Here is a 13,610-nt window from a genome sequence, read left to right on the forward strand (position 1 = left end):
GTGCAGGACGAGCAGCGCGACAAGGCCGTCGACTACCTGCGGCGCGTCACCACCGACCTGCGCCGCGCCCGCGAACGGGTGCGGGAACTGAAGTCCCGCCAGAACGAGCCCATCGCCGTCATCGGCATGGCCTGCCGCTTCCCGGGCGGGGTGAGCTCGCCCGAGCAGCTGTGGGAGCTGGTCGCGGACGGGCGCGACGCCGTTGCCGACTTCCCCGCCGACCGTGGTTGGGACCTCGCCGCACTGGCCGCGCAGGGCCTGCCCCCGCGCGGCGGATTCCTCAGCGGGCCGGCCGACTTCGACGCCGCCTTCTTCGGCATCTCACCGCGCGAGGCCCTCGGCATGGACCCCCAGCAGCGGCTGCTACTGGAGATCACCTGGGAGGCGCTGGAACGGGCCGGGATCGATCCGTACGCGTTGCGCGGCAGCCGTACCGGTGTCTTCGCGGGCACCAACGGGCAGGACTACGCCGAACTGCTGCGCGGATCCGAGGCGCACGCGGACACCGGCCTGGTCGCCAGCGTGCTGTCCGGCCGCCTGTCGTACACGTTCGGCTTCGAGGGCCCCGCCGTCACGGTCGACACGGCGTGCTCGTCGTCGCTGGTCGCGTTGCACCTGGCGGCGCAGGCGCTGCGGCAGGGCGAATGCGACCTGGCCCTGGCCGGCGGCATCACGGTGATGTCCACCCCGCACGCCTTCGTCGAGTTCGCCCGCCAGCGCGGCCTGTCCGCGGACGGGCGGTGCAAGGCGTTCGCCGAGTCCGCGGACGGGGTCGGCTGGGCCGAGGGCGCCGGTCAGCTGGTGCTGGAGCGGCTCTCCGACGCCCGCCGCAACGGTCACGACGTCCTCGCGGTGCTGCGCGGCAGCGCGGTGAATCAGGACGGTGCCTCGAACGGCCTGACCGCCCCGAACGGTCCGTCGCAGCAGCGGGTCATCCGCCAGGCGCTGGCCGTCGCCGAACTGATGCCCGCCGACGTGGATGTCGTGGAGGCGCACGGCACCGGTACGACGCTGGGTGATCCGATCGAGGCGCAGGCGCTGCTGGCGACGTACGGGCTGGAGCGGGAGACTCCGCTGCTGCTGGGGTCGGTGAAGTCGAACATCGGGCACACCCAGGCCGCCGCCGGTGTCGCCGGTGTGATCAAGATGGTCATGGCGATGCGGCACGGCATCGCGCCCCGGACACTGCACGCCGCCGAGCCGACCTCCCATGTGAACTGGTCGGCCGGGGCCGTCCGGCTCCTCGCCGAGGCGACCGCGTGGCCCGAGACGGGCCGGGCCCGCCGCGCGGGCGTGTCGTCGTTCGGCGTCAGCGGCACCAACGCCCACGTGGTGATCGAGCAGGCCCCCGACCCGGAGCCGGTTTCCGCGCCCTCCGATGTGGACGCGGACGCACTGGTCCCGCTGCTGGTCTCCGCGAAGTCCGCACCGGCGGTGGACGCGCAGATCGCCCGGTTGCCACAGGACGCGCCGCCACGGGACCTGGGCTTCACGTTGGTGACGTCCCGGGCCGCCTTCGAGCACCGGGCGGTGTTGCTGGCCGGTGCCGATGGCGTGACCGAGGTTGCGCGGGGTCAGGCCGTGGAGGGTTCGCTGGCGTTGCTGTTCGCGGGTCAGGGTTCGCAGCGTCTCGGTATGGGTCGGGAGTTGTATGCCCGGTTCCCGGTGTTCGCCGAGGCTTTTGATGCGGTGGTGGCGGAGCTGGATCTTCCCCTCAGGGACGTCGTCTGGGGTGACGACTCCGCCGCGCTGAGCCAGACGGGGATGGCGCAGCCGGCGTTGTTCGCGCTTGAGGTGGCGTTGTTCCGGTTGGTGGAGTCGTGGGGTGTGCGCCCTGATGTTGTGGCGGGGCATTCGATCGGTGAGATCGCGGCGGCGCATGTGGCCGGGGTGTTGTCGTTGGCGGATGCGTGTGTGTTGGTCGGGGCGCGGGCCCGGTTGATGCAGCGGCTTCCCGCTGGTGGGGCGATGGTCGCGGTCCGGGCGTCGGAGGCGGAGGTGTTGCCGCTGCTCACCGGCGGGGTGTCGGTCGCGGCGGTCAACGGCCCCGACGCGGTGGTGTTGTCTGGTGTCGAGGATGAGGTTCTTGCGCTGGCGGCCCGGTTTGAGCGGTCGAAGCGGTTGTCGGTGTCGCATGCGTTCCATTCGGTGTTGATGGACCCGATGCTGGACGACTTCCGGCAGGTGGTCGAAACCCTGACGTTCCACCAGCCGCAGACTCCGGTGCAGGCCTCGGGGGATGTGACTGATCCGGAGTATTGGGTGTCGCATGTGCGGGACACGGTCCGGTTCGCCGACAATCTCGCGGCGTTGACCGCACGCGGGGTGTCCCGGTTCCTGGAGGTGGGTCCGGACGGGGTGCTGTCCGCGCTGGTCGCAGACCTGTTGGCGGTGCCGCTGTTGCGGCGGGACCGGTCGGAAGAGGCCACCGCGCTGACCGCCCTCGCCCGGTTGCACGTCGCCGGGGTCGCCGTGGACTGGGCGCCGCTGGTCGCCGGTGGGCGGCGGATCGACCTGCCGACCTATCCGTTTCAGCGGGAGCGGTACTGGCCCACACCGAAGGTGGGTGACGTCACGGCGGCCGGGCTGCAGAGCACCGGACACCCACTGCTCGGCGCGGCCGTGGAACTCGCGGGTGGCGACGGCTTCCTGTTCACCAGCAAGCTTTCCGTACGCACCCACCCCTGGCTGGCCGACCACGTCGTCGGCGGCCGGGTGCTGGTGCCCGGCACCGCGTTCGTGGAGCTGCTGGTCCGCGCCGGTGACGAGGTCGCCTGCGGCCGCATCGACGAGCTGACCCTGACCGCCCCCGTCGCCGTGCCCACCCGCGACGCCGTCCAGCTCCAGGTGCTCGTCGCGCCGCCCGACCCGGCCGGACGCCGTACGGTCACCGTCCACTCCCGGCCCGACGACGTGGACGCGGCCTGGCACCAGTGCGCGACCGGTGCGCTCGCCCCCGGCACCGCGACGCCCGCCGCCGACGCCGCCCCGTGGCCGCCGCCCGGCGCCGAACCGGTCGACCTGACCGGCTTCTACGCACGCTTCGCCGACGACGGGTTCGGCTACGGCCCGTCCTTCCAGGGCCTTCGGGCGGTGTGGCGGCACGGCGCCGACCTGTACGCCGAAGCCACCCTGCCCCACGGCACCGACGTCTCCGGCTACACCCTGCACCCTGCCCTGCTGGACAGCGCGCTGCATGCCGCCCGGTTCGACCCCGACGGCGGCGGCGTCCCGTTCTCCTGGCAGGGCGTGCGGCTGCACGCCTCCGGCGCCACCACCATCCGCGTGCGCCTGAGCCGCAGCGCCGACGGCACGGCCGCGATCGCCGTGGCCGACGCGTCCGGCGCACCCGTCGCCACGATCGACGCGCTGGCCACCCGGGCGCTGCCCAAGGACGGCGACGATCTCGCCGACGCGGTGTTCGAGCTGAGCTGGGTGCCCGCCGCCCAGCCCGCCGTCCCGCAGCCGATGACCGTGGTCGGACCCGACCCGTGGGGTCTCGACGGCGAACACGTCACCGACCTGGATTCGGTGCCCGGCGGCACGGCGGTCGTCGTGCCGATCACCGGCGGCGACGAGGTCGTCGGTTCGGCCCACGACCTCGCCACGCACGCGTTGGGCCTGGCGCAGCGGTGGCTGGCCGACACCCGGTTCGACGGATCCCGGCTGGTCTTCGTCACGCGCGGCGCCACCACCGGCGCCGACCCGGCCGCCGCCGCCGTCCACGGGCTGATCCGTACGGCGGCATCGGAACACCCCGGCCGCTTCGCCCTCATCGACGCCGACGACGTGACCCAGGTGCCGCACGCCCTGGCAGTCGACGAACCGCAGCTGGTCATCCGCGACGGCGCCCTCCTGGCCGCCCGGCTGACCCGGGTCGCCCAACGCGCGGCGGACGCGCCCGTGGACTGGGGGACCGGCACCGTCCTGATCACCGGCGGCACCGGTGGCCTCGGCGGTCTGCTGGCCCGGCACCTGGCCGCTCAGGGCGTACGTAGACTGCTGCTGGCCAGCCGCAGCGGCGGCGGCGCCGACCTGGTCGCCGAGCTGGCCGCGCTGGGCGCGGACGCGGCCGTCGCCGCCTGCGACGTCGCCGACCGGGCGGCCGTGGCGGCGCTGGTCGCCGAGCACGACATCTCGGCGGTGGTGCACGCGGCGGGCGTCCTCGACGACGGCGTGCTCGAATCGCTGACGCCGGACCGGATGGACGCCGTGCTGCGGCCGAAGGCCGACGCGGCCTGGCACCTGCACGAACTGCTGCCGACGCTCAACGCCTTCGTCGTGTTCTCCTCGGCGGCCGCCACCCTCGGCATGCCCGGCCAGGGCAACTACGCCGCCGGCAACGCCTTCCTCGACGCCCTCGTCCGGCACCGCCGGGCCCTCGGCCTGCCCGCCGTCTCCCTCGCGTGGGGGCCGTGGGAGTCCACCGCCGGCCTGACCGGGACACTGTCGGACGCGGACCTGGCCCGCATGGCACGCTCCGGCACGCCGCCGCTCACCGCCGCGCAGGGCATCGCCCTCTTCGACCGGGCCCTGGCCACGGGCGCGGAGGTCCTCGTACCGATCCGCCTCGACCTGGCCGCGATCCGCGCCCGCGGCGAGGTGCCCGCGGTGCTGCGCGGCCTGATCCGTGGCCCTGCCCGCCGCGCGGTGGCCGGTCCCGCCTCCGGCGACGCCGGGCCGCTGCGTCGGCTCGCGTCCCTCGGCGCGGACGAGCGGGCCGACGCCCTGCTGGACCTCGTCCGGGGCCGGGTCGCCGACGTCCTCGGGCACGTCAGCGCGTCCGCGATCGACCCCGGCCGGGCCTTCCGCGACCTGGGCTTCGACTCGCTCACGGCGGTCGAGTTGCGCAACACCATCAGCGCCCTGACCGGCCTGCGCCTGCCCGCGACCGTGGTGTTCGACTACCCCAGCGTCACCACCCTGGCCGAATACCTCGACCACGAGCTTTTCGGTACGGCGACCGAACCCGCCGGGCGGCTGCCGGCCCTGGTGTCCACGACCGACGACCCGATCGTGGTGGTGGGCATGGCGTGCCGCTACCCGGGTGGGGTGACGACACCCGAGGAACTGTGGCAGCTGGTGCTGGACGGCGCCGACGCCATCACCGGCTTCCCGGTCAACCGCGGCTGGGACCTCGACGGCCTGTACGACCCCGACCCGGAACGGCCGGGCACCTCGTACACCCGCTCCGGTGGCTTCCTGCACGACGCCGACCAGTTCGATCCCGACTTCTTCGGCATGTCGCCGCGCGAGGCCACCGCCACCGACGCGCAGCAGCGGCTGCTGCTGGAGATCTCCTGGGAGGCGCTGGAACGTACCGGCGTCGACCCGGTGTCGCTGCGGGGCAGCCGCACCGGCGTGTTCGCCGGTGTGATGTACAACGACTACGGCACCCTGCTCGGCGAGGAGTACGAGGGCTACCAGGGCACCGCCAGCTCACCCAGCATCGCGTCGGGGCGCGTCGCATACACCTTCGGGTTCGAGGGTCCCGCGGTCACGGTCGACACGGCATGCTCGTCGTCGCTGGTCGCGTTGCACCTGGCGGCGCAGGCGCTGCGGCAGGGGGAGTGCAGCCTCGCGCTGGCTGGTGGGGTGACCGTCATGTCCACCCCCGGAACGTTCGTCGCCTTCTCCCGGCAGCGCGGCCTGTCGGCCGACGGGCGGTGCAAGTCGTTCGCCGACGCGGCCGACGGGGTCGGCTGGGCCGAGGGCGCCGGGATGCTCGTCCTGGAACGGCTCTCCGACGCCCGCCGCCACGGTCACCCCGTGCTCGGCGTACTGCGCGGCAGCGCGGTGAACTCCGACGGCGCCTCGAACGGCCTGACCGCCCCGAACGGCCCGTCGCAGCAGCGGGTGATCCGGCAGGCGCTGGCCAGCGGCGGCCTCTCCCCGGCTGATGTGGACGTGGTGGAGGCGCACGGCACCGGCACGACGCTGGGTGATCCGATCGAGGCGCAGGCGCTGCTGGCCACGTACGGGCAGGAGCGGGAGACTCCGCTGCTGCTGGGGTCGGTGAAGTCGAACATCGGGCACACCCAGGCCGCCGCCGGTGTCGCCGGAGTGATCAAGATGCTGCTGGCGATGCGGCACGGCGTCGCGCCCCGGACCCTGCACGTGGATACCCCCTCGTCGCATGTGGAGTGGGAGTCGGGTGCGGTCGAGCTGTTGACGTCCCAGACGGCGTGGCCGCAGACCGGCCGGGTGCGCCGGGCCGGTGTGTCGTCGTTCGGGGTGAGCGGCACCAACGCGCATGTGGTGTTGGAGCAGGCGCCCGCCACGTCGCCGATCGGGACGCAGGCGGACGACACGCCGACGGTCGAGACGCGGGCGGTGGTGCCGCTGGTGGTGTCCGCGCGGACGCCGCAGGCCTTGGATGCGCAGGCGCGGCGGCTGACCGCCCTGACGGATGCGCCGTTGGACGTGGCGTACTCCTTGGTGGCTTCGCGGTCGGCCTTCGCCCATCGGGCGGTGCTGTTGCCGGGTGCCGACGGCCCGGTGGAGGTCGCGCGGGGTCAGGCCGTGGAGGGTTCGCTGGCGTTCCTGTTTACGGGTCAGGGTTCGCAGCGTCTCGGTATGGGTCGGGAGTTGTATGCCCGGTTCCCGGTGTTCGCCGAGGCTTTTGATGCGGTGGTGGCGCGGCTGGACCTTCCCCTCAGGGACGTCGTCTGGGGTGACGACGCCGTTGCGCTGAGCCGGACGGGGATGGCGCAGCCGGCGTTGTTCGCGCTTGAGGTGGCGTTGTTCCGGTTGGTGGAGTCGTGGGGTGTGCGCCCTGATGTTGTGGCGGGGCATTCGATCGGTGAGATCGCGGCGGCGCATGTGGCTGGGGTGTTGTCGTTGGCGGATGCGTGTGTGTTGGTCGGGGCGCGGGCCCGGTTGATGCAGCGGCTGCCGTCTGGTGGGGCGATGGTCGCGGTGGCGGCGTCGGAGGCGGAGGTGTTGCCGCTGCTTACCGGCGGGGTGTCGGTCGCGGCGGTGAACGGCCCGGACGCGGTGGTGTTGTCCGGGGTGGAGGCTGAAGTTCTCGCGGTCGCTGCCGGGTTTGAGCGGTCGAAGCGGTTGTCGGTGTCGCATGCGTTCCATTCGGTGTTGATGGATCCGATGTTGGACGAGTTCCGTGCGGTGGTTGGCGGGTTGACCTTCCAGCCGCCGCGGATTGCGGTGCAGGCTGCTGGGGATGTGACCGACTCGGAGTTTTGGGTGTCGCATGTGCGGGACACGGTCCGGTTCGCCGACAATCTCGCGGCGTTGGCGGAGCGTGGGGTGTCGCGGTTCCTGGAGGTGGGTCCGGACGGGGTGTTGTCCGGGATGGTTGCCGGTGTGGTGCCGGACGGGGCTGTGGTGGTGCCGGTGCTGCGGCGGGACCGGTCGGAGGAGGCCGCTGCGGTGACGGCGCTGGCGAAGCTGCACGTCGCCGGGGTCGCTGTGGACTGGGCGCCGCTGGTCGCGGGCGGCCGCCGGATCGACCTGCCGACCTATCCGTTCCAGCGGGAGCGGTACTGGCCCACACCGAAGGTGGGTGACGTCACGGCGGCCGGGCTGCAGAGCACCGGACACCCACTGCTCGCCGCGGTGGTGCGGTCGCCGGACGGCGGTGCCGTGTTCACCGGGCGGTTGTCGGTATCGGCGCAGCCATGGCTGGCGGACCACGCGGTCCTCGGTTCCGTGTTGCTGCCCGGCACCGGCTTCGTGGAGCTGGCGCTGCGGGCGGGCGCCGAGCTCGGCTGCGGCACCCTCGACGAGCTGACCCTCGCGGCCCCGCTGGTCCTGGCCGACGAACCCGCGCAGATCCACGTCGCCGTGAGCGCCCCGGACGACGACGGCGCCCGCGCCGTACAGATCCACTCCGGGCCGGACGGCGGCTGGGTCCAGCACGCGTCGGGGCGGCTCGTCCCCACCGCCGCGCCCGTCGCGGCACCCACGACGCCGTGGCCACCTGCCGGCGCCGAGCCGCTCGACCTGAGCGGCGCCTACGACGAGCTCGCCGCGCGCGGTTTCGGCTACGGCCCGGCCTTCCAGGGTCTGCGGGCGGCATGGGTACGCGGGGACGCCGTGTTCGCGGAGGTGGCGCTGCCGGACAGCGTCCCGGCCGACGGGTTCGGGATCCACCCGGCACTGCTGGACGCCGCCCTGCACGCCGCGATCCTGCGCAACAGCGGCGACACCACGGTGATCCCGTTCGCCTGGAACGGCGTGTCCCTGCACGGGTCCGGCGCCTCGACCGTCCGCGTCCACCTCGTCCGGGCCGGCGACACCGAGGTGTCGCTGACCGTCGCGGACACGGCCGGGCGGCCCGTCCTCACCGTCGGCTCCATGGTCGGCCGCGCCACCTCCGCCACCCGGCTCGGCGCGGCCGGCCCACTGTTCGAGGTCGCGTGGCGGCGGGCGCCCGTGACGCGCGGCGAACTGTCGGACGTGCGGGTGCTGCGGTGCGAGACGCCGGAGGGTACGGTGCCGTCCGCGCTGCGCGCGGTGACCGCGCAGGTGCTGGCGGCGGTGCAGGCGGCGGCCCGGGCGGGGTCGCGGTTGGTGGTGGTGACCCGGCCCGGTGAGGTGGCGCAGGCACCCGTGTGGGGCCTGGTGCGGGCGGCCCAGGTGGAGTTTCCCGGGTTGTTCACGCTGGTGGAGGCCGGCGAGGTCGGCGAAGACGTGCTGGCCGGGATCGTCGCGTCGGCGGAGCCGGAGGCCGCCGTCCGCGACGGCGAGGTGTGGGTGCCACGGTTGCGGCCGGTCCGCGACGCGGGCGTGCCGGTGGCGTTCGACCCCGACGGGACCGTGCTGATCACCGGCGGCACCGGCGGCATCGGGGCGGTCGTGGCCCGGTACCTGGTCGCCGAGCGTGGCGTGCGCAAGCTGGTCCTGACGTCCCGCCGGGGCCTGGCCGCGCCGGGCGCCGCCGAACTGGCCGCGGAGTTGGGTGCCCGCGTCGTGGCCTGCGACGTCTCGGACCGGGCGGCGGTGGCGGAGCTGCTGGCCGGGATCGACGACCTGACCGCGGTGTTCCACGCCGCCGGTGTGGGCGACAACGGTCTCATCGAGGCGATGACCCCGGAACGCTTCGACGCGGTGCTCGCGCCGAAGGCGGACGCCGCCTGGTGGCTGCACGAGCTGACGCTGGAGCGGGACCTTTCCGCGTTCGTCATGTTCTCCTCGGCCGGTGGGCTGGTGCTCACCGGGGGTCAGGCGAACTACGCGGCCGCGAACGTCTTCCTCGACGGGCTGGCCGCGCACCGGCAGTCGCTGGGGCTGCCCGGCACGGCGGTGGCGTTCTCGTTGTGGGACGTCGGGGCCGGGCTGGGTCAGGAGTCGACGCAGACCGACCGGCGCCGGATGGCGGCGCAGGGCCTGCCCGTCATCTCCGCCGACGACGGGCTGCGCATGTTCGCGGCCGCCCTCGACTCGCCGCTGTCCACGGTGGTGCCGGTCCGGGTGGACGGGCGCGCGTTGCGGGCGCGTACCGATGTGGTGCCGGCCCTGCTGCGCGATCTGGTCCCACCCGCCCGCCGCGCGAGCACGGCGGTGGCGCCGACGACCGGGCTGGCGCAACGGCTCGCCGGGCTGGGCGCGGGGGAGCGCCGCCGCACCCTGCTGGACCTCGTGCGCGCCCACGTCGCTGCGGTGCTGGGGCACGCCTCGGCGGACGCGATCGAACCCGGCCGCGCGTTCCAGGAACTCGGCTTCGACTCGCTGACCGCCATCGAACTGCGCAACCAGCTCAACGCGAGCACCGGCCTGACGCTGCCCGCCACCCTCGTCTTCGACCACCCGTCCGCCGAAGCCGTCGCCGGGCACCTCGACGCCAGCCTCGGCGGCACCGGCACCGGCACCGGCGTTGCCGTACCCGAAAAGGTCCGGACCGGCGGCGACGAACCCATCGCCATCGTCGGCATGGCCTGCCGCCTGCCCGGCGACGTCACCACCCCCGAAGAGCTGTGGCAGCTCGTCCTCGACGGCGTGGACACCGTCGGCGAGCTGCCCACCAACCGTGGCTGGAACCTCGACGACCTGTACGACCCGGAGCCGGGCAAGGACGGCAAGAGCTACACCCGGCACGGCAGCTTCCTGCACGACGCGGACCGGTTCGACCCCGCCTTCTTCGGCATCTCGCCGCGCGACGCCCAGCTGATGGACCCCCAGCAGCGGCTGCTGCTGGAAACCTCGTGGGAGGCGATGGAACGCGCCGGCATCGACCCGGGATCGCTGCGCGGCAGCCGGACCGGCGTGTTCACCGGCGTCATGTACCACGACTACGCACTCAACGTGAACCCCGCCGCCACCGCGGGCGGCAGCGTCGTCTCCGGGCGCGTCGCGTACACGTTCGGGCTGGAGGGTCCGGCCGTCACGGTCGACACCGCCTGCTCCTCGTCGCTGGTCGCGATCCACCTCGCCGCCCAGGCGCTGCGCCAGGGGGAGTGCGACCTCGCCCTGGCCGGCGGCGCCACGGTGATGGCGACCCCCGGGATGCTCATCGACTTCAGCAAGCAGCGCGGCCTGTCGGTCGACGGCCGGTGCAAGGCGTTCGGCGCGGACGCGGACGGCGTCGGCTGGGCCGAGGGCGCCGGTGTGCTGCTGGTCGAACGGCTCTCCGACGCCCGGCGCCACGGCCACCGGATCCTCGCCGTCATCCGCGGCACCGCCGTCAACTCCGACGGCGCGTCCAACGGCTTCACCGCACCCAACGGCACCGCGCAGCAGCGGCTCATCCGTCAGGCGCTGGCGAACTCGGGTCTGAGCGCCGCCGACATCGACGTGGTCGAGGCGCACGGCACCGGCACCACCCTCGGCGACCCGATCGAGGCGCAGGCGCTGCTGGCCACGTACGGGCAGGGCCGCCAGACCCCGCTGCTGCTCGGGTCGGTCAAGTCGAACATCGGGCACACCCAGGCCGCCGCCGGCGTGGCCGGAGTGATCAAAATGGTGCTGGCGCTGCGGCACGGCGTGGCACCGCGCACCCTGCACGCCGACACCCCCTCCCCGCACGTGGACTGGACGGGCGGCGAGGTCGAACTGCTCACCGCGCAACGCGCGTGGCCGGACACCGGCCGGGCCCGCCGCGCCGCCGTCTCCTCCTTCGGCATCAGCGGCACCAACGCCCACCTCATCCTGGAGCAGGGCCCCGCGACGCCCGCCCACCCCGAGCGGGACAGCACCGACAGGCCCACCCCGTGGCTGCTGTCGGCGGCCACCCCCGACGGCCTGCGCGCGCAGGCGCGGCGGCTGCTCACCGTACGAGAGCACCCGCTCGACGTCGCGTACTCGCTGGCCACCACCCGCGCGGCCCTCGAACACCGGGCCGTCGTCGACCCGGAGAGCCTGCCCGCGTACGCGGCCGGTGAGTCCACCCCGGACGTGATCACCGGCCGGGCCCGCCCGACCGGCGCGACGGCGGTGCTGTTCACCGGTCAGGGCTCGCAGCGCCTCGGCATGGGCCGGGAGTTGCACGCCCGGTTCCCGGTATTCGCCGAAGCATTCGACGCGGTGGTGGCGCAGCTCGGCCTCCCGCTCGCCGACGTGGCCTGGGGTGTTGACCCGGCGGCGCTCGACGACACGGGGATGGCGCAACCCGCGCTGTTCGCCCTCGAGGTGGCGCTGTTCCGCCTGGTCGAGTCGTGGGGTGTACGGCCGGACCTGCTGGCCGGCCATTCGATCGGAGAGGTCGCCGCGGCGCACGTGGCCGGGGTGCTGTCGCTGGCCGACGCGTGCACGCTGATCACCGCCCGGGCCCGCCTGATGCGGGCGCTGCCGCCCGGTGGCGCCATGGTCGCCGTACGCGCCGCCGAGGCAGAGGTGCTGCCGCTGCTCACCGCCGGGGTGTCGATCGCGGCGGTGAACGGCCCGCGCGCGGTGGTGCTCTCCGGCGTCGAGGACGAGGTGCTGGCCCTGGCCGCGCGCTGGGAGCACAAGCGGCTGCGGGTGTCGCACGCGTTCCATTCGGTGCTGATGGAGCCGATGCTGGACGACTTCCGCGCCGTGGTCGGCGCTCTGACGTTCCACCAGCCACGGATCGCCGTCCAGGCGTCCGGGGACGTGACCGACCCCGGGTACTGGGTGGATCACGTCCGCGACACCGTCCGCTTCGCGGACAACCTCGCGGCGCTGCGGGACCGCGGCGCGACCCGGTTCCTGGAGCTGGGGCCGGACGCCGTGCTGACCGCCATGGCCCAGGACAGCCTCGACGGCGCCGTACTCGTCCCGCTGCTGCGCGGTGACCGCGGTGAGCTGGCCGCCGTCCTCGCGGCGCTGTCCCGGCTGCACGTCGACGGCGTGGCCGTCGACTGGGCCGCCTGGTTCGCCGGGACCGGCGCCCGCGCGGTCGACCTGCCGACGTACGCGTTCCAGCGCCAGTCGTACTGGCTGGACGCCGTCGCGGCCGGCGGTGACCCGGCCACGCTCGGCGTGACCCCGCTCGACCACCCGCTGCTGGGTGCCGTGGTGTGGTCGCCGGACGGCGGCGCGGCGTTCACGGGACGGTTGTCGGTGTCCGCGCAGCCGTGGCTGGCGGACCACGCGGTGCTGGGTTCGGTGTTGCTGCCGGGCACCGGTTTCGTGGAGCTGGCGCTGCGGGCGGGTGCCGAGGTGGGCTGCGGCGTGCTCGACGAGCTGACCCTCGCGGCGCCGCTGGTGGTGGCCGACGGGCCGGTGCCGATCCAGGTCGTCATCGGCGCACCCGACGAGTCGGGGCGGCGCACCGTCGCCGTGTACTCGGGCGGCGCCCCGGCCTGGGTGCGGCACGCCGCGGGCCTGCTGAGCCCGGCCACGGTCGCGGCCGGGGCCGAGCCGGCCACGTGGCCGCCCGCCGACGCGGAACCCGTCGACGTCGGCGACGCCTACGCGGCGTTCGCCGCGCGGGGCTTCGGCTACGGCCCGGCGTTCCAGGGTCTGCGGGCGGCATGGGTACGCGGCGACGAGGTGTTCGCCGAGGTGGCGCTGCCGGACGACGTCTCCGCCGACGGGTACGGCATCCATCCGGCGTTGCTGGACGCCGCCCTGCACGCCACGATCCTGCGCGACACCGGCACGGACACGGCGGTCCCGTTCGCCTGGACCGGCGTGGCCCTGCACGCGGTCGGCGCCACCGCCGTCCTCGTCCGCCTGGTTCGCGACGGCGACCTGCGGCTGTCGCTGACCGTGACCGACCCGGCCGGTCAGCCCGTGCTGAGCGCCGCCTCGATGACCGGCCGGCCGGTGACCCGCGACCAGTTGACCACGAACCCGTTGTTCGAGGTGGTCTGGCGCCGCACGCGGGTGCCGCACGGCGACGCGGCGGGTGTCGATGTGCTGCGGTGCGAGACGCCGGACCTCGCGGTGCCGTCGGCCGTTCGCGTGGTGGCGTCGCGGGTGTTAGCGGCGGTGCGGTCGGCGGCCGCGTCGGGGTCGCCGCTGGTGGTGGTGACCCGGCCGGACGACGTGGTACAGGCGCCGGTGTGGGGTCTCGTGCGCGCGGCGCAGGTGGAGTTCCCCGGCCGGTTCACGCTCATCGAGGCCGGCGCCGAGGTCGGCGACGGAACCCTGGCGGCGATCGCGGCGTCGGGGGAGCCGGAAGCCGCCGTCCGCGACGGCGAGGTGTGGGTGCCGCGCCTGAGTCCGGTCCGCGACGCGGGTGTGCC

1 protein-coding gene (running past one end of the window) is annotated in these 13,610 nt (G+C 74.2%); it reads left to right on the top strand.

Features of this window, described 5'->3' with window-relative positions:
* Window positions 1–13,610, top strand: the start of a protein-coding gene (locus tag EV385_RS35450; RefSeq protein WP_242625162.1) for a type I polyketide synthase. The gene runs 14,569 nt beyond the window's last position; the window shows 13,610 of its 28,179 coding nt (coding positions 1–13,610); its start codon is at window positions 1–3; its stop codon lies beyond the right edge, outside the window.

The sequence above is a fragment of the Krasilnikovia cinnamomea genome (assembly GCF_004217545.1).
Classification (GTDB): Bacteria; Actinomycetota; Actinomycetes; order Mycobacteriales; family Micromonosporaceae; genus Actinoplanes; species Actinoplanes cinnamomeus.